Origin of the sequence: Pseudomonas sp. 2,4-D, from assembly GCF_030418155.1 — a bacterium.
Classification (GTDB): domain Bacteria; phylum Pseudomonadota; class Gammaproteobacteria; order Pseudomonadales; family Pseudomonadaceae; genus Aquipseudomonas; species Aquipseudomonas alloputida.
Genome location: NZ_JAUHUI010000003.1, coordinates 170,246 through 190,661, shown reverse-complemented (window position 1 = coordinate 190,661; position 20,416 = coordinate 170,246). Strand labels below are relative to the sequence as shown.

The following is a 20,416-nucleotide window of genomic DNA, read 5'->3' as shown; positions in this document are numbered from 1 at the left end:
TGATTTTCTTCCTTGTGGCCTACCAGTTCCGGCGTTTGATGCGTGTGAGTTCGCTTTCCAGTTCGACCAGCGCCTGATCGACGGGCAACTCGCCTGCCAGCACGCCGTGCACTCGATCGAAGAACGCATTGGAGACCCGTGGATAGCGAGCGGCGGTGATTGAAGCGGGGCGCATGACCCCGTCGTTGAGAATGCTGTGCAGCTGAGCGTAATAAGGCATGGTCGCGAGCAGCTCGGGATCTCGATACAGCGACTCGATAACCGGGTTATAGGCGCCTATCAGGGCACGATGTTTTTGCTGCTGGGCACTGGTCAGGTAGCTCACCAGCTCGGCGGCAAGTTTGGGATGGGCGCTGTAGCGCGATATCGCCAGGCCCCAGCCTCCGAGGGTGGATGCATGGCTGCCGGCCTCGCCGCCGCGGGGCAGGGGAGCGACCCCGACCTTGTCCTTTACGGCGCTGTCCTGGCTTTGCACCAAGGCCCAGACATAAGGCCAGTTGCGCATAAACAGCGCATTGCCCGACTGGAATACGCCGCGTCCTTCTTCCTCGGTGTAATTGAGCACGCCACGCGGGGAGATGTCGCCTACCCAGCTTTTGGCCAGGGTCAACGCCGCTCTTGAGGCCTGGCTGTTGACCACGATGTCGCCTCGTGGATTGACCAGCCCGCCGTCCGGTTGGCTGCTGATCCATTCCAGCGCGTTACACGTCAGGCCTTCGTAGGCACGCCCTTGAAAGATGTACCCCCAGGCGTTGGCGTTGCCGGCATTGCGCTCGGCCTGTTGCACATCCTTGGCGGTTGCGGTCATTTCCTCCCAAGTCTGGGGGACTTGTTTGTTGTATTTCTCGAGCAAGTCCTTGCGGTAATACAGAAGGCCCGAGTCGGTGAACCACGGCATCGTCACCAGCCGTCCGTTCACCGTGGCGTTGTCCACCTGCGCCTGGAAGTAGCCTTGGGTTGCATCGGCGGGCAGCACCTCGCGCAAATCCAGCAGATGTTTGGCCAGCATCCCCGGCCACACCATGTCGATCTGAATGATGTCGATGTCGCTGGACTGCGCACTGAGGATCTGTTGATAGAACGACAACCGCTCGGTTGCCGAGTTAGGCGTGGACACCACCTCGACGTGATTGCCGGTCTGTTGAGACCACGCCTCGACGGCCTCTTTGCACAGTTGTAATTCCGCGCCCACCGCACCGCAGGAAATCGTCAGATTGCCTGCGCTGGAGAGGGATGGAAGCCCGGCGCAAAGGGCAAGCAGTGCTGCTGGAAAGAGTGTTTTGAGCTGTTTCATAAAGCCCTCTTTATTTTTGTTTTTAGAAAAGTTAACGTCAACATCGCCAAATGTAGCAGCGTATTTGCGATGAGGCATCCTTTTTTTCGTAGATTTTGACAATCAACATTTCACGAAAAAAGAGGCCGGTCGCAGGACAAAAAATAAAAACAAAACAGGAAATCCCCCCATGCAGAAAGCATCAAGCTGGGTACTCGCAGGCGTACTCGGCACCTCGGCGGCCAACGCTCAGGCCGCGACTCTGGAAGAGCGCATGGCCGCGTTTGAAGCCCGTGCCGCCGCTGCGGAAAAACGTGCAGCCGCCGCCGAACAACAAACCCAGGCGCTCGCCAGGGAACTGCAGCAGCTCAAACAGTCCACTGCCGCCTTGCAGCCTGCTGCGTCCACTGCGACCACCACTGTGATGCCCAGTTTGGATACGCGGTTGGCAAAACTCGAAGCCCGTCAGCAAAGCATGGAGAAGGAGGGCAGTACCGGGCACCTCACCGACGGGTTCAGCTTCAAGGGTTACGCCCGCTCCGGATTGCTGATCAACGATGGCCTGGGGGGCGGGCGGGGCGGTCCTTATACAACGCCTGCCGGTTCAGTCGGTGGCGCAGTCGGGCGACTGGGTAATGAAGACGATACTTACATGCGTATAGACCTGTCGAAAGAAGCCTATGCGCAGAACGGCACCCATTCCAAATTCACGGTTTCCATCGCCGATGGCGTGGAAAGCTCCAATGACTGGACGGCCGCTGAAAGTAACCTGAACGTACGCCAGGTATTTGCGGAACTCGATCATCTCGCCGCATTCAAGGGCAATTCGATGTTCGAGAACGCCACCCTGTGGGCAGGCAAGCGATTCGACAGGGACAACTTCGATATCCATTGGCTGGACTCGGACGTCGTCTTTCTGGCCGGCACCGGGGGTGGTATCTACGACGTACAGATGAAAAAGAACTGGCGCTCGAATTACTCGTTGATCGGGCGTAACTACGGGGATTTCAGTGAGGGCGGTCTCAATGCCGATGTGGAAAGCTACATCCTCACCTCCAACCAGTTCTTCGATAATGGTCAGTGGCAGTGGATGTTCAATGGCATTGGCTCAAAGAAAAACGACTTCGGCACTCGCACCAATGAAGCGGGCCTGAAGCCTGCGGACTCCGGCTTGCACAGCATGGTGGCCAACCACCAGAAAAACTTTTTCGGCAGGGAAGGCTTCTTCAAAACGGCGCTGCTCTATGGGCAAGGTCTGGGGGCAGAGGTCAAGAACATCGGCTCAGATGGCGAACTCATAGACGATGCCCGCGCTCTGCGTCTGGCACTTTACGGTGAGACATCCCTTGCGCCCGACTGGCGTATCGGCCCCAGCGTGCTGGCCGAACAGAGCAAGGATAGATACGTCGAGGGTGACGACTACCGCTGGCTGACCCTGAATGTGCGCTTGGCCAATAAAATCAACAGAAATTTCGAGATGGCCTACGAAATAAGCTGGCAAACCATGAACCTGGACCCGAAGGACTACCTACAACGTAATGCGGTCGACGGTAACTTTTGGAAATTCACTGTCGCCCCGACATTCAAACCTGAGGTTGGAGATCTTCTTACACGTCCCGAACTGCGAGTGTTCGCAAGCTTCATGAACTGGTCTTCGGATCTGGACAGGTTCAGTACCACAGACTCCTTTGGCATGACGGACTTCGAAGCCGGAGGTGTATGGCAGTACGGTATACAAATGGAAACCTGGTTTTAATGTTTGAACGCGTGCGGCCAACATCTGCTTTGAGGTTGGTTATGAGAGCTTCACTAACCTCAACAAACCCTGCCTTTCATCAAAGCGCACTGAGTAAGTGATTACCGGTCGAATCTGATCAGCCAGCAGTTCCCTACGACAAAAAAATGAGGAAATGACGATGGTATTGCCTCGCGCAGTAGTGTTTGGTGAAGCCCTGACCGATCTTGTCCAAGGCACTCCTGGGCAGTGGATGGGCTACCCGGGTGGTGCTCCCTGGAACGTTGCACGAGCGCTAAGTCGCTTGGGTGTCAGCAGCGCTTTTGCTGGGTCGGTGAGCATGGATTCACTGGGTGACGAGATCGTTTCGCAGTCGGAAGCGGCAGCATTGGATATGAGGTTTATCCAACGGGTAGACCGAGATCCTTTGGTCGCCATCATTCCATCTAGCCGTCCTCCAAGGTACTTTTTTGCCGGAGATGCCGATCTGTTTTTTGATCCGGATCTGATGCCAGAAGGATGGATCAACCAAGCAGAGCTGTGTCATTTCAGTTGCATCAGTTTGGCTCGACAGCCACTTGCAGACAGGCTGGTTAAAATTGCTCAGCAGGCCAAAGAAGTCGGTAAACGGATTAGCTATGATCCGAACTGGCGCAATTTAATGGATAGCCATTATCGGGAGCAGACCTTCCCTAAGATGACCACTCTTGCTGACATGGTTAAGCTTTCCGACGAAGACCTTCGGCAAATTTATCCAGGGCTGACAGAACACCAGGCAATAGATGAGCTTCGCGCTCTTAATCCTCAGGCGCAGATCCTTTTTACTCGAGGGGAACACGGGATGATTCTCCATACCCCGGACAGCCAGCTCGATCAGCCGGCGATTGCCGTGAAGGTGGAGGACACGGTTGGAGCAGGAGACGCTTGTATGGCTGGTTGGCTGGCGGCGGAGCTGCTGGGGATCGCGGACTTGAGAGAGCGCCTGCAATTTTCAGCGGCTTGCGCATCCATATCTTGCCGCCATGCCGGAGCCCATGCTCCAGCGTTAGCTGATGTGGAAGGTTTGCTGCAACTGCTAAAACATACTTGACCAGGGTTGCTGGCGCCGAGGAGTCGTCTAAGTAAAAAGACGCGGCGCCGAATCCAAGGGAGCTCATGAACATCTATGACATATCTATCATTTAACATAATATGCATTATGAGCACCTGCGTATGAAGGTACCGGGCCGTGGGCCGGCAGCTCCTGCCTGCACCTCAGCGATGTAATCCAAGACAAACGGTTCCGGAGAACCTTGCACCTTGTAATAGTCAACCACGCTGGCCAGCGTCCACCGCAGTAACCTCATCAGCACCGGATCGGAAAATTTCCAGCTGCTCGACTCGTATGGATACCGGCTGTTGGTGAAAACGTCGCGATATCTCTCGAAGGAATCTTCCAGGCTGTTCAGGGCCAAGCTGCTACGAATCGCTTCGGGCATCGCATGGAACAACGTCAACAGATCGTGCTTATCAGGGGTTTTACGGCTGGTTTGTCAACGCTTTGCAGATGCTGATGAGCCGCAGCAGTCCTCGGAAGTAATTCTTAGGACGTTTTCGGAACTAATCCAGGAACTGCGGTGTTTTCCCTCCGAGTTCAAAAATTACTTCCAGCCAGCGGGCCGTTCGTGTGACCGTCGCTCACGTGCTGGCGCTTTTTCCTCCTGTTTCATGAGTTAGTTTCTGTTACCGCTGTATCCACCATCTGCTGTCCAAGCCGGCACAATGCTGAACCGAGTCCGCACATGCGAAAATTCACTGTCCACGACTACGTTCGTACCACCAGTAATCGATTTCGCCAGTGCATTGGTCTTTTGAGGTCGCAAGCAGATGACTAGAACCTCGGGAGTGCTGCGGAATGTGGGGAGCATGCTTTGGGCTGGCTGTGAGGCTTTAAGCATGTCTTCACCCACGGAGGGATCTCATGAGCGCTAGATTTGATGGTGGACAGCTCCGTTAATTGGCATCAGAGCGTTGTGCTCTCCGATGGGCGCGTTTCACAGTGAAATGCCGGTTTGGAGGCCTGTCTATGGGGGTTGTAAATCACTTTTTTACGTGTAAACCACTGTAGTTAACACGTAAAAAAGTGGTTTACAGTGTGAATTTTTACGTCGCCATGGCCACCAGCTACTTGTTGTCGTACGGGTTGTATTTTGAACGGTGCAGTATGGCGTGCTAACGTAGCTCTGCAGATTAGCCCCCACGCCTCGTGGCAGATTCTGTAGGTCTGTACTGCGCACCAGGGGGTTGGTTGTCAGGTACTTCGCTAAGATGATCGATCACTTGAGGGAGTAAGCTAACCTCCTCCAGCCTCTTTTCTCCTCATGTGGTTATAACTCCACTAAATATTCATTTAGTAGAGTTGCACTCAGTAAGTGCCTGGTTTTGTGTATCGTCAAACCCTGCCCTGACGACTGCGAAAACTCTCCGCAACATTGAATAACCCCATACCGACGAGCATCGCGATCACGAACAGCCAGGCTTGCCAGTACCCCCCGGCGAGCAACACCAGCGCCGGCCCCGGACAAACGCCGGCAAGCCCCCAGCCTATGCCAAAGACGAGGCTCCCGCCGACAAGTCGACGGTCGATGTCACGCCTGGCAGGCAGCTGTAGCTTACCTCCCAGCACAGCCGTGGTGTGACGCCGCGCCCAGGTCATAGGCAACAGTGCGACACCTATCGCGCCCACCATGACCAGTGCAAGCGACGGGTCCCACTGCCCGGCAATGTCGAGAAAACCTAACACCTTGGCGGGGTTTGCCATGCCGGATAGCAGTATCCCCATGCCGAATAGCAACCCTGCAATGAAGCCACTGATCCGCTTCATTTCACGCTCCTGAAAAAAGATGCCTGACCACGAAGACCGTGGCAAAGCCGGCGGCCATGAAGCACAGAGTCGCCACTGCCGAACGGGGCGACAGGCGTGACAGGCCACAAACGCCATGGCCACTGGTGCAGCCACCGCCATAGCGAGTACCGAGACCTACCAGAACTCCCGCGACTATAAGCAGCCAAGGCGCCATACTGAAGTGAACCGGAGGCATTGCCGAGAACAGTTGCCATGAAAGTGGCGCGGCAATGAGTCCCAACAAGAAGCACACTTTTTCACCCCGCCCTTCCCCGCCACTTTGCAGCAGAGAGCCGAGCAAACCGCTAATGCCCGCGATGCGCCCGTTCGCAACGGCGAACAGCCCGGCGGCCACACCGATCAGTGCCCCGCCTGCCAATGCCGACCACGGCGTGAAGGCAGCCATATCAACAAACATCTCAGCACTCCATTGTCGAATTAGAGACAAAAACAGATTCCATCTTAACGCTAGCTGAAGGCTTCCAACGCACGGCCGGTGGCCAGCATGAACGCAACCAGCGCGGCGACCAGCATCTCCTCGAGGACCAAGGCTGCGCCTATCGACAACAGGGCTATCAGATCGATGCCCGCCTCCCCCCTGGCCAGGCGTCTGGCCATTTCCACCACCAGTACCAGTGCCATGACGGCGCCGCCAGTCGCCCAGGCCAGCGTCGCCCAAGCGGGTTGTGGCGCCAGGTAGGCCAAGCCGCCAGTCAGCAAAGCCAACACACACACCAACAACAGGCTAGAGTCCGACCATCACTGTGCCATGGCGGCTACTTGGGTCTGGACTGCTGCAACAGTTGTTCAACCTGATCCTGAGCCTGGGTCGCCCTACGCAGTGCCTCGTTGGCAGTCTGCTCTACCAGATCGATGCGGTAGCACACCTGATCGGCACGCAACCGCGCAGTGGCAGCATTGTCCTCTGCTGACGCCAGGCGCGCATCGTATTCTTCGGTGTGCCAAGGGCTGCAGCCTGACCCCGTCGCCAGTAACAGGCTCGTCCACCCCAAAAGCAGATAGCGTTGCATGTCCATACCCTCGTGCGTGCCAAGTCACCCTGAGTATCGGTAGCGCCGCCTGCAGCAGCCTGACATTTGTCAATCGCGCGCTGAGTTCCCACCGTTGCTGCCGCAGGCCAATGAGCTACCATCCATGCGTTGGTCGACAACTTGAAATGAACCGCCCATCAGGGCAAGAGTGCAGGCGATGCTCATTGTCACGCTGATCAACATGCTGGTCGTGATCCTGGTGGTTATCATTCACTACGAATGCTTGCTGCGCCTGAATGACTGGCTACCCCGCCTGAAGCTCTGGAGCCGGTTTCGCATCGTGGCGGGTGTGTTTGGCGCACTGCTGGCCCATGCCATTGAGGTCTGGTGCTTTGCCCTGGTGTATTACCTGATGGCCCATGCCGACGGCTGGGGCACACTCAGCGGCAATTTCGACGGGAGTTTCCTGGACTGCGTGTACTTTTCCTTCACCACCTATACCACCATCGGTTTCGGCGACATCACCCCTAGCGGGCACCTGAAATACCTGACTGGCCTGCAGGCATTGACCGGCCTGGTGATGATCACCTGGACCGCTTCGTTTCTCTTCCTGGAAATGCAGAAGTACTGGAAAGCCAAATAGCGGCGGTTCAGTCGTCTGGCTGCGGCGTCCAGTGCCAGGGCACCGACAGGCGGGCCGGTTCAAGGCGCGGTTGCCTGGGGCTCCTCGGGCAGCAGGTCGAACTGTTCAAGACAGCGCTGCTCATCATCGGCGGTGAGGACCTTCAAGCCGCTCACTTCCTGCATGGGGGTTTCGAACAAGGCCATGCGCAGCACCCCGTTGCGCTCCATGAAGGTCTGCGCCAGGCACGTGCACACCGGTTTGCCGACAAGCGCGGTGAGTTTTTCATCTTCGGGTATATCCACTTGAGCCTGCAGGTTGGCCTCGCAGTTCGCTACGATCTGCGTCACTGAGTGCCCTGCCAACCACAAGGTGCCTGTGCCCAGCAGGGCCAGGCACAACAGCACCACCAGCAGGATGTTCGATTCCCGAGCCACTGAGCGAAGGAACGCCAGTCTAGCCTGCCAGCCTGTCTCCTGGCCGTTGAAAATGGCTTTGCCAACGGTGCGCTTCACGCCCCGCTGCACCGCCCAGCCTAGCGCCACGCTCAAGGTCAGCAAGGCCAGCATCACGGCCGGATTGTGCATGGGCAGGCGCCAGGTCGGGCTCAGCCCGCGGTAGGCCGATGCGGCGAGGAGTAACACAAGGATCGCTACGATCCACCCCAGGCTGCCCTTGGGGCGATGCAACCACGCTCTGAGTTTCGCCCTGGCTTGTGTGTTCATGAATACCTCCCGTGCCAGCCTAGGCTCTGTATGGAAAGCCTTGATACTCGGTGATGTTGCGTTGAAAATAGCCTCTAGCGAACAGGGTCGATGGCAACCGTTTCCTGATATTCAGGTACGCACACCTGCCAGCCGAGTTCGAGGCTGATCCGCCGCCGCAAGGTGTCGGCAGCGTGTGGCTCGCCATGAATCACATAGGTCTGACGGGGTGGCCGGGTGAACCCGCGCAACCATTCCATGATTTCATCGGCATCGGCGTGCGCAGAAAGATTCTCCATCGCGTGTACCTGTGCACGGATGGGCACATCCTCGCCGTGCAACCGCACACTGTGGGCGCCCGCGACGATATCGGCACCCCGCGTCCCCCCGGCTTGAAAGCCGGAGAACAGAATGCTGTTGCGCGGGTTTGGGGCCAGTGCCTTCAGATGGTGAAGCACCCGTCCCCCGGTCGCCATGCCACTGGCGGCGATGATCACTGCGGGCTCGCGCAGCTGGTCCAGGTGCCTGGACTCATCGACCGTCCGGATGATGTGCGTGCCTCTGCACATCGCGGCGCACTCGGCTGCGGTCAGCCGATGTTCACTGCGGTACTGCTGGTACAAGACGGTGGCGTCGGTGGCCATCGGACTGTTCAGGTAGATCGGGATATCAGGGATCAGCCGGTCGCGCTTGAGCGTGTACAGGTAATACATGAGCAATTGCGCGCGGCCGACGGCGAACGAGGGTACGAGGGTAATGCCATGGCGCAGGAGCGTTTCGTTGATGACCTTGGCCAGGTACTGCTCGGTCGATTCGGCGGAATGCTGGCGATCCCCATAGGTAGACTCGATCAACAGCACGTCCGCCGTCCTGACCAGTTCAGGCGCACGCATGATCGGATCCTGAGGGCGGCCGAGATCCCCCGAAAACAGCACGGCCTGCCCTTTGGCGCTGATCTGGACCGTGGCCGCTCCCAGAATATGCCCGGCGGTACGCAACAGTAACTCCATGCCCTCGGCGATCATGGTCACCTGGTGTAACGCTACGGGGCGAAACAGTGCCAGGGCACGTTTGGCATCCTGCTCAGTATAGAGCGGTTGCGCCGGCGCATGCTTGGAGTAACCGTGGCGATTGGCATGTTCTGCCTGCTCTTCCTGCAGCCGCGCACTGTCGAGCAAGAGGATTTCCGCCAAGGCGCAAGTCGCCGGCGTGGCGTAGATCGGCCCGCGGTAGCCTTCCCGAACCAGCACTGGTAAATAACCACTGTGGTCAAGATGGGCGTGAGTGAGCACCACCGCATCAAGCGCCCGCAACGCCGGGGGCAGTGGCTGCCAGTTGCGCAGGCGCAGTTGCTTGAAACCCTGGAAGAGTCCGCAGTCGACCAATACCCGCGTGCTGTCACGGCTCAACAGGAATTTACTGCCGGTCACGGTGCCGGTGCCGCCAAGAAAAGTCAGTTGCATGGCCAAGGCTCCCAACTTTCGGCTATTTGGGAATGAACGGCGATCACGCTGCACGGTGGGTGGCTGACGATACGTTCGGTGGTGTCACCCAGCAGTTTGTCCAGGCCCTTGGGCTGTACCACGCCCATCACCACCGTGTCGATGTCCAGGGCCGCGACCTGTTCACGGATCACCTGTACCGGGCCTCCTTCAATAAAATGTCGGCGGTCAGGCGCGACGCCTTCGGCATCGGCCAGCGCTTCGAAAGGTTCCTGCAGTGCCTCGCGCATCTCGTCGATCCACGCCTGGGTGACATTCATGTCCGAGGCAAATATCCCTGCCAGGTTGTAGGCCGATAGCAGATGCAGGTGCGCGTCACACTGCAACGCCAGCGCCTGGGCAGCACGAACCAGACCACGATTGAAGCACGCCTGGACGGCAGGCGTCTCACTGAACGCCGTATCCACTGCGACCAGCACACGCCGCGGCAATGAGATGGCCCCTGCTGGCACGAAATGGCTGACGCCTTTGAAACCTCGCATCAGCGCACAATCCAGTGGGGTGCCGAACACGCGCACCAGGGGTGACGCGGCTTCGCTGTCCTTGATGACCATATCGGGCTGCAGTTCACTGATGTAATCGAGCGCCTGGCTGCGGATATCCTCCGCATTCAGGCTGTCGACCGTCAGCGTTATACCGCTGCCGCGATGCCGCTCGCCCAATCCCGTCAACTGAACGCGATAGTGCTCGTACTGGCGCTTGATATCGGCCTCGTTCAGCCGCTCTTCGCGCAGAAGGTGTTCCTCGCTCGGCTCGAACAGGCCCAGCACATGCACGCTGGCGCCGCTGACTTGCGCCAAGGCAAGGGCTCGGCGCAAAGCGGCGGAATGCGGTTGCACCTCGGTCAGCAGCACCAGCAATTGTCGATATTGCCCCATGGTGAACCTCCGCGCTTTCGTGAATGGGTGTAATGCTGACGATATTCCGCGCGAAGGATCGCTGCTGCTTGATGCAGATCAGAAAACCGCTACCCAGCTTGAACTTGATGATTGTCAGAACCGAACCGGCCCGCCACGTTAAAACAGCTGCACCAGATACTGATCAGGCAACGGGAGGCGTCATGAACGGGCAGCAGAGAGCACAGCCACAGACCTGCGAACACTGGGTCGAAAACCTCGAGGACGGTTCGGCGGTGCTGATCCGCCCACTGCGCGAGGAGGACCGCGAACGGGACAAGCGTTTTCTGAGCACAATCGCATATAAATCACGGCGCTTTCGCTTCATTGCAGGACTCAGCGGTGGCTTGCCTAGCTTGGACACGCAAGACATGCCCGTTGACTATCACCAGCGCATGGCCTATGTCGCCTTGGTTCATGTAGATGGTCAATTGCAACAAATCGGCGTCAGCCGCTATGCAGGTATACCTGGCAGTCAGCGGTGCGAATGTGCAGTGGCGGTCAGCGAAGACTGGCAGCGCAAGGGGTTGGGCAAGCACCTGATGCAACACCTGATTGTAGCCGCACGACGCAATGGCTTTCAGTGCATGGTCTCCAGGGACCTGGCCAGCAACTATGCGATGCACCGGCTGGTCAAGGCACTGGGCTTCACCTCACGCTACCCGGGCGGCGATGTGACCGAGATCCTGCACGAACTTGACCTGCGGCTTTGAAAAACAAGGCCCTTGCGGGCCTTGTGCTTCAGCCTTTGGAGCGCTCTGGAGAAATCACCAGCACACTGCTGGACAACCGATGCATAACGCGCTCGGCAGTACTGCCGATGAACCAGCCGATGCCATGGTGGTGATAACTACCCATGACCAATACGTCGATATCATTGTTATCCATGAACATCGCCAGGGCCTTAGCCGGGTCGCCGATACGCATATGGCGGTGTTCGACGGCGATCCCGTTGCGTTCGGCAAGCGCCTGGAAGGCAGCGCTCTGAACGTCGTGCAAGGTCTGGGCCTGGTTCGAATCGAACAGGAACGAATGCTCCCGGCTGCCGCTGGCGTCCAGGTACATGGAACCCAAGTCGTAGGTGTACAGCAACTCGATCTGGGCATTGCACTGCAATGTCAGCTTCAGCGCTTCGCTGATGATCTGGTCGTTGAAACCTTCAAACTGATCCTCAGGCCTGGACAGGTCCACCGCCGCCAGAATCCTGCGTGGCAACGCATGGCTGGCCTTGTGTACCAAGTGCAAGGGTATTCGCGTTTCGCGCAGCAACTGGATATCCAGCGAGGTGAACATTGCGCGCATCCACCAAGGCTCATGCTCGAGCTCTTTGATCAGCATCGCAAACGGTTGCTCACGCAAGTGTATCAGGATCTCATCCAAGGGCTGCTGCACCCACACCACCTCGGTTGTGACGGTGACACCATTGCGCCGCATCGGCAACGCCTGGGTTTCCAGCCATTCACGGTGCTGCTGCACGTAACCGTCGCGCATCACTGCGAGCGCCTGGTCATTCACCAAGCCCGCCGTAGCCAGCCCTTCCACGTAGTCGAAAGCCACAATGTGCAGCGCCATCCCCTTGGCCTTGGCCAGCGCAGCAGCCCGGTCATAGACCGGGGTTCGGCGCATCAGGGGGGAGGCGATCAGCAGCAGTCTTTGCGGAGTTTCCATGGCACACCTCTGAGGTTGCGATACGTAGGTAAAGCATCTGCCACCTACGTGTTGCGAACTTGATGTTTATCAACTGGAGGCACCTACCGACCAATGGCATTGCCCATGGCGCAAGAAGTTGACGCGGATCAATACCTCGGGTCTACCCCGGCGCACCCTGTACCCAGATCACCGCAACTTCAGGCGCCGCAGGCGTGCCATGGCGACCCCGCCCTGAGTTTCACCTGCGCTGCCGGCAGGGACGCCTTCATTCTGCATTGTCGACCGATACATGCTTTGGAGGCCCTGATGAACGTTTACGTCGAGAAGAACACAGGGCAGGGACGCTGTTGGGTACACATGGATGACTGGCGAGTGGGTTTCAGTACGGCTGCCGAAGCCGAGCGGTTTGTCGAACGGCTTACAAGCCGCCTCAAAGCCCCCCACTCGCGTGACATGCTGGCTGATTGGTCGCCCTATACCGGGGTGACCGTCGGGCTCGGTGCGCGTAATGGCGCAGGGGCCCAAGGCGGCCTGAAAAATGCGAAGGAGGCCTGAAAATGCCTGGCCAGCTTAAGGTCACCCTGCTCGACTCACCCAACGCATTGTCCAAGGCAAACCCGATTCACCTGAAACCGCTGGCGAACCACTGCATGGGTTGCCGGGTAAGCGGCCTGTGCCTCCCCACTGGTCTGCCGGTTGACGACAACAGCTGCCTGGGCGCGTTGATAGGCCCACGCATGCGCATTCGCAAGGGCGCCGCGCTGTTCAATGCCAACGATCCGCTGACCATGCTCTATGCCGTACGTTGCGGCAGTTTCAAGACCAGCCTGAACACCGCCGAGGGGCAAGGCGTGGTGATCAACTTCTGGATGCCGGGCGATGTACTCGGCCTCGATGCCATTGCCACAGAGCACCATGTCTGTGACGCCATTGCCCTGGAAGACAGCGAAGTTTGCCCCGTCCCCTATCGCCGCTTGCAAACCTTGGCGCGTGAGTTTCCAGACCTGCAGCAAAGCCTGAATCGCCTGATGAGCCGGGAGATCGTGCGTGAGCACGGGCGCGTGCTGATGCTGTGCAACCTCACAGCAGAACAGCGGCTGGCCAGCTTCCTGGTGGGGCTCTCCAGGCGCTTCGTCAGCCGCGGTTACTCTGCCCATGGCTTCATGTTGCGCATGTCTCGTGAAGACATGGCTTCGTACCTGGGGTTACGCCTGGAAACCGTGTGCCGATCCGTCGCCCGTCTGCGCGCGCTGGGTATCGTCGACCTGCATGGCAGGTTGGTAGAAATTCTCGATATGCCAGCACTCATGGCACTGGAACAAGGTGGCGGGGAATGTGAGGTCAAAGTCCCCCTGAAAGCACCCTGCTCGACGCCGTGAATGTTGGCCGCGGCGCTGTGAGGCGAGCACGCCCCTCAAGCCAACCCGCCAAAACGCTTGTAAAAACTCTCGCTCACGTCCGGCAATGGGCCATCTGCTGTCTCCAGCGCTGCATTCAACCATTCTTCGGCTTTGGCAAACACCAGTCGGTAGAGGTTACGGCACAACTGTCGCGCAGCCCTTCCCTCCCAGTCCCCTGGTAGCAGCTCATCGGGCAGTTGCGGATCGCGAAGCAGCAGGCGGCGGTACTCGTGAATCAGCAGCGTGCGCGCCAGGAAGCAATCTTGAGCATCCAGCAACGGCTGCTCTTTCAAACCTTGCCAAAGCGGCCTGAACAGCTGGATAAACTCGCTGTATTGCTGCCCGAGTTCGTCGATACGCCAGCTTTCCCGCACTTGGGCGCGCATCGCCTTGGACGCGAGTACCTCTTGGGTGTGGGTTTCGAAGACGATACTGTCGTCGCCGGCCTCAAGGTCACGCAAAGTGGCCACCAGGTCGGCACGGTCTGCCCGGGGGCAACCCAGCAGGTTCGGCGCCATGACACCAAACCCCTGCCACTCCAGCTCTTCACGCACGGCCTTGCGTTTACCCACCTCGAGTTGCGACAGCAACACCAGCGTCCAGGCCCCGTCCCAGGCTGGCTGGCTCGGGCTATAGACGCGCTTGAAGGCTTTTTCGAAACGCCGACGGCCAGTGCCTGTCAGGCTGTAGTAACTGCGTCGGCCCACCTTTTCTGCAGTGAGCCAACCTTCTTTGGTCAGGCGAAAGATCGACGTGCGAATCAGCCGTTCATTGATACCGATCGGTTCCAGCAGGTTGATCAGGCTACCGAGCCAGACTGTACCGCCGTGCGGCTCGATGGCATCGCCGTACAACGTGATGATCAGGGAACTGGCGCGGATCGGCGTCTGCTCCTGAAAGCGGGTGATCAAGTGGTTCAGTGGGGCGAGATTGCTCATGGGCGAACTGTGCGCGGATAAAGCACCGACTATAACTGTGCGGTGGGCCGCCTGGCCATTGCGTGTCGCTGCCAGGCTCATGCGCTCGCCTGGCCCTTGGGCCTGACCCCGGTGTCTTCCATGCGCGGGCGTCCCGGCTCTGCCTCGGCCAACGGTGGGCATTCGACCATGCTGTTCATGCAGCGCTGCGCCAGGTGCTGGTACTCCGCCGTCCCGCGCTGTTTCCAGGCCAGCTCCTGATCGGTCAGTGGGCGTTTGACCTGGGCTGGCGACCCCATCACCAGGCTCTGCGCCGCGCATTCGAAGCCTGCCTTGACGAAGGCAGTGGCCGCGACAATGCAACGTGGTGCTACATGGGCGCCATCCATCACCACGGCGTTCATGCCGATCAATGAATCTTCGCCCACGCGACAGCCGTGCAGCACGGCGCCATGGCCGACATGCCCGTTACGTTCCACTACGGTGTCGCCCCCCGGGAAACCATGCATCACGCAGGTGTCCTGCAAGTTGGCGCCCTCCTCCAGCACGATGCGGCCGAAATCGCCCCTGAGCGATGCCAGCGGGCCAATGTAGCAGCGGGGGCCGACGACGACGTCGCCGATCAGGACTGCGCTGGGGTGCACGTAGGCTGTCGGGTGAACCACAGGCGTCAGGCCGTCCAGTCGATAGCAAGGCATGGCAACACTCTTGAAATGATTTTAGATGTCAGTCGATCTTGTATCAGAAGCTATTTGGTCGTCAATCGTGTATCACTTGGTTTGAGTTCATGCTGCAGGGCAAAAAATACCTTTTATTGCTAGAAAAAGCCTAGGTTAAACGATTCCTCTGCCAGCATCGCACTGGAGCTGGGATGACAGAAAAACAATAAAGGGATACGCAAATACAATTTGGACCTTGCATAAATGTATCGCATAGAGCATATACTCGTCTCACCTGGTCGTGATCCCGCATTACGCCCCTGCAAACAATTCCAAAAAATGCCGGCCACGCGATGTGCCGTGCGTGCAGCCAGAGGAACCCGAGATGCCGCGATTTATCGATGTGCAGGCGCCCGAACATGGCGTTCAGCTCATTACCCTGCAACGGCCCGAGGCCTTGAATGCCCTGTGCACCGAGCTACTGGCAGAACTGGCTGCTGCGCTGCAGGCTGCCGGGAACGACGAGCATGTCCGTGCCACAGTGATTACCGGCAGCGCCAAGGCATTCGCCGCAGGCGCCGACATCCGCGAAATGGCTGATCGCGACCTGGTCGGCATCCTCAATGACCCGCGCGTAGCGCATTGGCAAAGCATCGCCGCATTCGCCAAACCGCTGATTGCTGCAGTCAACGGCTATGCCCTGGGTGGCGGTTGCGAACTGGCAATGTGCGCCGACATCGTCATCGCCAGTACCGACGCCCGTTTCGGCCAGCCGGAAATCAACCTTGGCATCATCCCCGGTGCTGGCGGCACCCAGCGCCTGTTACGTGCCGTCGGTAAGCCGTTGGCCATGCAGATGGTGCTGACGGGGGAAGCCATCACTGCCCTCCGCGCCCAGCAGGCCGGCCTGGTCAGCGAAATCACCCAGCCCGAACTCACCGTAGAACGCGCCATGCAGGTTGCCCGCAGCATCGCCGCCAAAGCGCCGCTGGCTGTGCGCCTGGCCAAGGAGGCGTTACTGAAGGCCGGTGATACCGACCTGGCCAGCGGCCTGCGCTTCGAGCGCCATGCCTTCACCCTGCTGGCGGGCACCGCCGACCGCGATGAAGGCATCCGCGCCTTCCAGGAAAAGCGCCAGGCCCGCTTCCAAGGGCGCTGAACTTCATTCTCTCGACTGACGGAGCGAGTCTGTCATGACTTTCCAGCACATCCTGTTTTCCATCGAGGACGGCGTTGCCTTCCTTTCATTGAACCGCCCCGAGCAGCTGAACAGCTTCAATACGGCCATGCACCTGGAGGTGCGCGAAGCGCTCAGGCAAGTGCGCCAGAGCAGTGACGCGCGGGTGTTGCTGCTGACGGCTGAAGGCCGCGGCTTCTGCGCCGGCCAGGACCTGTCTGACCGCAACGTTGCCCCAGGCGCCGAAATGCCAGACCTGGGCCAATCGATCGACAAGTTCTACAACCCGCTGGTACGCACCCTGCGCGACCTGCCTTTGCCGGTGATCTGTGCGGTCAACGGCGTGGCGGCCGGTGCCGGTGCCAACATTCCCTTGGCCTGCGACCTGGTGCTGGCCGCCCGCTCGGCCAGTTTCATCCAGGCCTTCTGCAAGATCGGCCTGGTGCCGGACTCCGGCGGTACCTGGCTGCTGCCGCGCTTGGTCGGCATGGCCCGGGCCAAGGCGCTGGCCATGCTGGGCGAGCGCCTTGGCGCCGAACAGGCCGAGCAATGGGGGCTGATCCACCGCGTGGTGGATGATGCGGCGCTGCGTGATGAAGCCTTCACCCTCGCCCGCCAGCTCGCCGCCCAGCCCACCTACGGCCTGGCACTGATCAAGCGCAGCCTCAACGCCAGTTTCGACAACGGTTTTGAGGCGCAGCTGGAGCTGGAGCGCGACCTGCAGCGCCTGGCCGGGCGCAGCGAGGACTACCGCGAAGGCGTAAGCGCCTTCATGAACAAACGCACGCCAGCCTTCAAGGGGCGCTGAACATGGGCGCACTCGCAAGCAATGTGCAGGTGGCGGTGATCGGTGCCGGTGCCATGGGCGCCGGTATCGCCCAGGTCGCGGCCCAGGCCGGCCACCCCGTCAAGCTCTACGACAACCGCCCGGGTGCTGCCGCCCAGGCGGTGACGGGTATCGATCGCCACCTGGCCCGGCTGGTGGACAAAGGAAAGTTGCTGGCCGCTGAACGCGAAGCGATCAATGCCCGCCTGTGCCCGGTCGATACACTCGAAGCCTTGGCTGATGCCGGCCTGGTCATTGAAGCCATCGTCGAAAACCTGCAGGTGAAGCAAGCGTTGTTCAGTCAGCTCGAAACCCTGTGCGCAGCCGACTGTATCCTTGCCAGCAACACTTCGTCACTGTCCATCACCAGCCTCGCGGCAGGCCTTGAACGCCCGCAGCACGTGGTCGGTATGCACTTCTTCAACCCGGCACCGCTGATGGCGCTGGTCGAGGTGGTGTCGGGCCTGGCAACCGACCCGGCAGTGGCCGCACGCATCTACGCCACGGCCCAGGCCTGGGGCAAGCAGCCGGTCCATGCGCGCTCTACACCCGGTTTCATCGTCAACCGGGTAGCGCGGCCGTTCTATGCCGAAAGCCTGCGCCTGCTACAGGAAGGTGCCGCCGACTGCGCCAGCCTGGATGCGCTGATGCGTGACGCGGGTGGCTTCCGCATGGGGGCGTTCGAGCTGACCGACCTGATTGGCCATGACGTCAATTACGCTGTTACCTGTTCCGTATTCGATGCTTTCTATGGCGATTTCCGCTTCCAGCCTTCGCTGGTGCAGAAGGAACTGGTGGACGCCGGCCGCCTGGGTCGCAAGACCGGCCAAGGCTTCTATCGCTATGCCGAAGGCGTCGAGCGCCCGCAGCCGGCCGAACTGCACAGCTCCGCCTGCGCAGAGGCCTGCGTTGTCGAGGGCAACCTGGGGGTGATGCAGCCGCTGGTCGAGCGCCTGCGCCAAAGCGGCATTGCCGTGACCCAGCGCGCCGGTAGTGGCCTGATCCAGGTGGGCGACGCCACCCTGGCCCTGTCCGACGGCCGGCTGGCCAGCCAACGTGCCCGTGAGGACGGGCTGCGCAACCTGGTGCTGCTTGACCTTGCGCTGGACTACAGCAGCGCCACCCGCCTTGCCATCAGCTGGTCCGCCGATACCACTGACAGCGCCCGCGACCAAGCCGTAGCCCTGCTGCAGCGTGCCGGCCTGAAAGTGACCGGTGTCGCCGACCTGCCCGGCCTGGTGGTACTGCGCACCGTGGCAATGCTTGCCAACGAGGCCGCCGATGCGGTGCTCCAGGGCGTCGGCAGTGCCGCCGACATCGACCTGGCCATGCGCGCCGGCGTCAACTACCCCCGTGGCCCGCTGGCCTGGGCCGCAGACATCGGCCTTGCCCACACCCTGGCCGTGCTCGACAACCTGCAGCGCAGCTATGGCGAAAGCCGCTACCGCCCTTCCCTGTTGTTGCGCCGCTGTGAAGCCAAAGGAGGCACCCTGCATGACTGAAGTGGAACTGGCACAAGCCTGTGCCGACGCCATGTACGCCCGCGACCCGGCCACCCAGGGCCTGGGCATTACCCTGCTGGATGCCGGCCCAGGTCGGGCCAGCCTGCGCATGCCGGTGCGTGCCGACATGATCCAGGGGCATGGCACCTGCCATGGCGGTTTCCTGTTCGCGTTGGCCGATTCGGCGTTCGCCTTCGCCTGCAATAGCTACGACCAGGCCACGGTGGCGCTGGGTTGCAGCATCGACTACCTGGCCCCGGCGCTGCGCGATGACGTGCTCACCGCCCACGCCAGCGAAGTCAGCCGCAAAGGCCGCACCGGCCTGTATGACGTGCGCATCGACAACCAGCGCGGTGAATTGGTGGCGATGTTCCATGGCAAATCCTACAAAGTGCGCGGCACCGTGCTGGCGCAGGAGACGCAAGATGAATGAACCGACCCACGCCGATGCCTTGATCATCGACGCCGTGCGCACCCCCATTGGCCGCTATGCCGGGGCCCTGAGCAGCGTGCGCGCCGACGACCTGGCGGCCATCCCGCTCAAAGCCTTGATCCAGCGCCACCCCGAACTGGACTGGAAGGCCATTGATGACGTCATCTTCGGCTGCGCCAACCAGGCCGGCGAGGACAACCGCAACGTGGCTCACATGGCGAGCCTGCTGGCCGGGCTGCCGGTCGAAGTACCAGGGACCACGATCAACCGCCTGTGCGGTTCCGGCCTGGATGCCATTGGCAATGCGGCACGTGCCCTGCGTTGTGGTGAAGCAGGGCTCATGCTGGCCGGTGGTGTGGAGTCCATGTCGCGTGCGCCGTTTGTGATGGGTAAGTCGGAGCAGGCATTCGGGCGTGCGGCCGAGCTGTTCGACACCACCATCGGCTGGCGTTTCGTCAACCCGCTGATGAAGGCCGCCTACGGCATCGATTCGATGCCGGAAACCGCCGAAAACGTGGCCGAGCAGTTCGGCATCTCCCGCGCCGACCAGGATGCCTTTGCCCTGCGCAGCCAGCACAAGGCCGCAGCCGCTCAGGCCCGCGGCCGCCTGGCGAGGGAAATCGTGTCGGTCGAAATCCCGCAACGCAAAGGCCCTGCCAAAGTGGTCGAGCATGACGAGCACCCGCGCGGCGACACCACGCTGGAGCAGCTGGCTCGGCTCGGGACGCCGTTTCGTGAAGGCGGCAGCGTAACGGCGGGTAATGCCTCCGGCGTGAATGACGGCGCTTGCGCCCTACTGCTGGCCAGCAGCGCCGCGGCCCGCCGCCATGGCCTGAAGGCGCGCGGCCGCATCGTCGGCATGGCTGTGGCCGGGGTGGAGCCCAGGCTGATGGGCATTGGTCCGGTGCCTGCGACCCGCAAGGTGCTGGCGCTCACCGGCCTGGCGCTGGATGACATGGATGTCATCGAACTTAACGAGGCCTTTGCCGCCCAGGGGCTGGCCGTGTTGCGCGAGCTGGGCCTGGCTGACGACGACTCACGAGTCAACCGCAACGGCGGCGCCATCGCCCTGGGCCATCCCTTGGGCATGAGCGGTGCCCGGTTGGTGACCACTGCCTTGCACGAGCTTGAAGAAACGGCCGGCCGCTACGCCCTGTGCACCATGTGCATTGGCGTAGGCCAAGGCATCGCCATGATCATCGAGCGCCTCTGAGCGGTTCAGACCCTGCGCTTGTTACCGAACT

22 protein-coding genes are annotated in these 20,416 nt (G+C 60.2%); 11 read left to right on the top strand and 11 right to left on the bottom strand.

Features of this window, described 5'->3' with window-relative positions; genetic code table 11:
* Positions 1-19 precede the first annotated feature (19 nt).
* Positions 20-1,294: an ABC transporter substrate-binding protein gene (locus QYE47_RS04730; protein WP_014590925.1), complete on the bottom strand. Its 1,275-nt coding sequence runs from the start codon at positions 1,292-1,294 to the stop codon at positions 20-22.
* Between the two features lie 169 nt (positions 1,295-1,463).
* Here QYE47_RS04730 and QYE47_RS04725 point away from each other — a divergent pair, with 169 nt between their 5' ends.
* Together QYE47_RS04725 and QYE47_RS04720 are read left to right on the top strand one after the other, a co-directional pair.
* Positions 1,464-3,029: a carbohydrate porin gene (locus QYE47_RS04725; RefSeq protein WP_014590926.1), complete on the top strand. Its 1,566-nt coding sequence runs from the start codon at positions 1,464-1,466 to the stop codon at positions 3,027-3,029.
* A 160-nt stretch (positions 3,030-3,189) separates the two neighbouring features.
* A complete protein-coding gene (locus tag QYE47_RS04720; protein WP_014590927.1) occupies positions 3,190-4,098 on the top strand; it encodes a carbohydrate kinase in 909 nt (302 codons plus the stop codon).
* A gap of 1,341 nt (positions 4,099-5,439) precedes the next feature.
* Here the strand turns inward: QYE47_RS04720 and QYE47_RS04715 are convergent.
* Genes QYE47_RS04715 through QYE47_RS04700 form a run of 4 tightly spaced genes read right to left on the bottom strand, consistent with a single transcriptional unit; the run spans position 5,440 to position 6,923 of the window.
* On the bottom strand, positions 5,440-5,871 hold the full coding sequence (locus QYE47_RS04715) for a DUF6691 family protein (RefSeq protein WP_041166972.1): 432 nt from the start codon (positions 5,869-5,871) through the stop codon (positions 5,440-5,442).
* A gap of 1 nt (position 5,872) precedes the next feature.
* A complete protein-coding gene (locus QYE47_RS04710) occupies positions 5,873-6,310 on the bottom strand; it encodes a YeeE/YedE family protein (protein WP_014590928.1) in 438 nt (145 codons plus the stop codon).
* Positions 6,311-6,360: 50 nt separating this feature from the next.
* Positions 6,361-6,618, bottom strand: a complete 258-nt coding sequence (locus QYE47_RS04705) for a hypothetical protein (protein WP_070383939.1) — start codon at positions 6,616-6,618, stop codon at positions 6,361-6,363.
* A 50-nt stretch (positions 6,619-6,668) separates the two neighbouring features.
* A complete protein-coding gene (locus QYE47_RS04700; RefSeq protein ID WP_041167160.1) occupies positions 6,669-6,923 on the bottom strand; it encodes a hypothetical protein in 255 nt (84 codons plus the stop codon).
* Between the two features lie 178 nt (positions 6,924-7,101).
* On the opposite strand from QYE47_RS04700, the gene QYE47_RS04695 reads away from it, so the two are divergent.
* Entirely contained in the window at positions 7,102-7,527 is a 426-nt protein-coding gene (locus tag QYE47_RS04695) for a potassium channel family protein (protein WP_070383938.1), read from the top strand.
* A 59-nt stretch (positions 7,528-7,586) separates the two neighbouring features.
* Here QYE47_RS04695 and QYE47_RS04690 read toward each other — a convergent pair whose 3' ends face one another.
* From QYE47_RS04690 to QYE47_RS04680, 3 genes are all read right to left on the bottom strand, one after another.
* Complete coding sequence (locus QYE47_RS04690; protein ID WP_023389566.1) at positions 7,587-8,231, bottom strand: hypothetical protein; 645 nt, start codon at positions 8,229-8,231, stop codon at positions 7,587-7,589.
* A 74-nt stretch (positions 8,232-8,305) separates the two neighbouring features.
* A complete protein-coding gene (locus tag QYE47_RS04685; RefSeq protein ID WP_070383937.1) occupies positions 8,306-9,673 on the bottom strand; it encodes an MBL fold metallo-hydrolase RNA specificity domain-containing protein in 1,368 nt (455 codons plus the stop codon).
* On the bottom strand, positions 9,664-10,590 hold the full coding sequence (locus QYE47_RS04680; protein ID WP_070383936.1) for a universal stress protein: 927 nt from the start codon (positions 10,588-10,590) through the stop codon (positions 9,664-9,666). Before QYE47_RS04680 ends, QYE47_RS04685 begins: the two co-directional genes overlap by 10 nt.
* Before the next feature lie 182 nt (positions 10,591-10,772).
* Between QYE47_RS04680 and QYE47_RS04675 the strand changes: the two genes are divergently transcribed.
* Positions 10,773-11,321, top strand: a complete 549-nt coding sequence (locus QYE47_RS04675; protein WP_014590934.1) for a GNAT family N-acetyltransferase — start codon at positions 10,773-10,775, stop codon at positions 11,319-11,321.
* A 28-nt stretch (positions 11,322-11,349) separates the two neighbouring features.
* Here the strand turns inward: QYE47_RS04675 and QYE47_RS04670 are convergent, their stop codons facing one another.
* The gene (locus QYE47_RS04670; protein ID WP_019438580.1) at positions 11,350-12,276 is read right to left on the bottom strand and encodes a universal stress protein; all 927 of its coding nucleotides are present in this window, start codon (positions 12,274-12,276) and stop codon (positions 11,350-11,352) included.
* A 288-nt stretch (positions 12,277-12,564) separates the two neighbouring features.
* Here QYE47_RS04670 and QYE47_RS04665 point away from each other — a divergent pair, with 288 nt between their 5' ends.
* Both QYE47_RS04665 and fnrC read left to right on the top strand, forming a co-directional pair.
* Positions 12,565-12,813 carry a hypothetical protein gene (locus QYE47_RS04665; RefSeq protein ID WP_223279059.1) on the top strand — a complete coding sequence of 83 codons (249 nt, stop codon included), beginning with the start codon at positions 12,565-12,567 and terminating at the stop codon, positions 12,811-12,813.
* Positions 12,814-12,815: 2 nt separating this feature from the next.
* Complete coding sequence (gene fnrC, locus QYE47_RS04660) at positions 12,816-13,637, top strand: Crp/Fnr family transcriptional regulator FnrC (protein WP_019438582.1); 822 nt, start codon at positions 12,816-12,818, stop codon at positions 13,635-13,637.
* Positions 13,638-13,672: 35 nt separating this feature from the next.
* On the opposite strand, the gene paaX is transcribed toward fnrC, so the two are convergent.
* On the bottom strand, positions 13,673-14,596 hold the full coding sequence (paaX, locus tag QYE47_RS04655) for a phenylacetic acid degradation operon negative regulatory protein PaaX (RefSeq protein ID WP_076403081.1): 924 nt from the start codon (positions 14,594-14,596) through the stop codon (positions 13,673-13,675).
* A gap of 77 nt (positions 14,597-14,673) precedes the next feature.
* Positions 14,674-15,273 carry a phenylacetic acid degradation protein PaaY gene (paaY, locus tag QYE47_RS04650; RefSeq protein WP_070383935.1) on the bottom strand — a complete coding sequence of 200 codons (600 nt, stop codon included), beginning with the start codon at positions 15,271-15,273 and terminating at the stop codon, positions 14,674-14,676.
* 346 nt (positions 15,274-15,619) lie between these two features.
* On the opposite strand from paaY, the gene paaF reads away from it, so the two are divergent.
* From paaF to pcaF, 5 genes are read left to right on the top strand one after another with little or no spacing between them, the layout of a single operon-like run.
* On the top strand, positions 15,620-16,393 hold the full coding sequence (paaF, locus tag QYE47_RS04645; RefSeq protein WP_019438584.1) for a 2,3-dehydroadipyl-CoA hydratase PaaF: 774 nt from the start codon (positions 15,620-15,622) through the stop codon (positions 16,391-16,393).
* Between the two features lie 34 nt (positions 16,394-16,427).
* On the top strand, positions 16,428-17,219 hold the full coding sequence (gene paaG / locus QYE47_RS04640) for a 2-(1,2-epoxy-1,2-dihydrophenyl)acetyl-CoA isomerase PaaG (RefSeq protein ID WP_070383934.1): 792 nt from the start codon (positions 16,428-16,430) through the stop codon (positions 17,217-17,219).
* A 2-nt stretch (positions 17,220-17,221) separates the two neighbouring features.
* The gene (gene paaH, locus QYE47_RS04635) at positions 17,222-18,739 is read left to right on the top strand and encodes a 3-hydroxyacyl-CoA dehydrogenase PaaH (RefSeq protein WP_070383933.1); all 1,518 of its coding nucleotides are present in this window, start codon (positions 17,222-17,224) and stop codon (positions 18,737-18,739) included.
* Positions 18,732-19,172, top strand: a complete 441-nt coding sequence (gene paaI, locus QYE47_RS04630; protein ID WP_014590942.1) for a hydroxyphenylacetyl-CoA thioesterase PaaI — start codon at positions 18,732-18,734, stop codon at positions 19,170-19,172. Before paaH ends, paaI begins: the two co-directional genes overlap by 8 nt.
* Positions 19,165-20,385 carry a 3-oxoadipyl-CoA thiolase gene (pcaF, locus tag QYE47_RS04625; protein ID WP_019438585.1) on the top strand — a complete coding sequence of 407 codons (1,221 nt, stop codon included), beginning with the start codon at positions 19,165-19,167 and terminating at the stop codon, positions 20,383-20,385. Before paaI ends, pcaF begins: the two co-directional genes overlap by 8 nt.
* Positions 20,386-20,416: the final 31 nt, after the last annotated feature.

Coding starts and splice junctions, on each gene's coding strand:
- paaX (WP_076403081.1), bottom strand. CDS start 14,596: ATGAGCAATCTCGCCCCACTGAACCACTTGATCACCCGCTTTCAGGAG.
- paaF (WP_019438584.1), top strand. CDS start 15,620: ATGCCGCGATTTATCGATGTGCAGGCGCCCGAACATGGCGTTCAGCTC.
- QYE47_RS04710 (WP_014590928.1), bottom strand. CDS start 6,310: ATGTTTGTTGATATGGCTGCCTTCACGCCGTGGTCGGCATTGGCAGGC.
- QYE47_RS04665 (WP_223279059.1), top strand. CDS start 12,565: ATGAACGTTTACGTCGAGAAGAACACAGGGCAGGGACGCTGTTGGGTA.
- QYE47_RS04725 (WP_014590926.1), top strand. CDS start 1,464: ATGCAGAAAGCATCAAGCTGGGTACTCGCAGGCGTACTCGGCACCTCG.
- paaI (WP_014590942.1), top strand. CDS start 18,732: ATGACTGAAGTGGAACTGGCACAAGCCTGTGCCGACGCCATGTACGCC.
- QYE47_RS04720 (WP_014590927.1), top strand. CDS start 3,190: ATGGTATTGCCTCGCGCAGTAGTGTTTGGTGAAGCCCTGACCGATCTT.
- QYE47_RS04670 (WP_019438580.1), bottom strand. CDS start 12,276: ATGGAAACTCCGCAAAGACTGCTGCTGATCGCCTCCCCCCTGATGCGC.
- paaH (WP_070383933.1), top strand. CDS start 17,222: ATGGGCGCACTCGCAAGCAATGTGCAGGTGGCGGTGATCGGTGCCGGT.
- QYE47_RS04715 (WP_041166972.1), bottom strand. CDS start 5,871: ATGAAGCGGATCAGTGGCTTCATTGCAGGGTTGCTATTCGGCATGGGG.
- pcaF (WP_019438585.1), top strand. CDS start 19,165: ATGAATGAACCGACCCACGCCGATGCCTTGATCATCGACGCCGTGCGC.
- QYE47_RS04695 (WP_070383938.1), top strand. CDS start 7,102: ATGCTCATTGTCACGCTGATCAACATGCTGGTCGTGATCCTGGTGGTT.
- paaG (WP_070383934.1), top strand. CDS start 16,428: ATGACTTTCCAGCACATCCTGTTTTCCATCGAGGACGGCGTTGCCTTC.
- QYE47_RS04680 (WP_070383936.1), bottom strand. CDS start 10,590: ATGGGGCAATATCGACAATTGCTGGTGCTGCTGACCGAGGTGCAACCG.
- QYE47_RS04730 (WP_014590925.1), bottom strand. CDS start 1,294: ATGAAACAGCTCAAAACACTCTTTCCAGCAGCACTGCTTGCCCTTTGC.
- QYE47_RS04700 (WP_041167160.1), bottom strand. CDS start 6,923: ATGCAACGCTATCTGCTTTTGGGGTGGACGAGCCTGTTACTGGCGACG.
- QYE47_RS04685 (WP_070383937.1), bottom strand. CDS start 9,673: ATGCAACTGACTTTTCTTGGCGGCACCGGCACCGTGACCGGCAGTAAA.
- QYE47_RS04690 (WP_023389566.1), bottom strand. CDS start 8,231: ATGAACACACAAGCCAGGGCGAAACTCAGAGCGTGGTTGCATCGCCCC.
- paaY (WP_070383935.1), bottom strand. CDS start 15,273: ATGCCTTGCTATCGACTGGACGGCCTGACGCCTGTGGTTCACCCGACA.
- fnrC (WP_019438582.1), top strand. CDS start 12,816: ATGCCTGGCCAGCTTAAGGTCACCCTGCTCGACTCACCCAACGCATTG.
- QYE47_RS04675 (WP_014590934.1), top strand. CDS start 10,773: ATGAACGGGCAGCAGAGAGCACAGCCACAGACCTGCGAACACTGGGTC.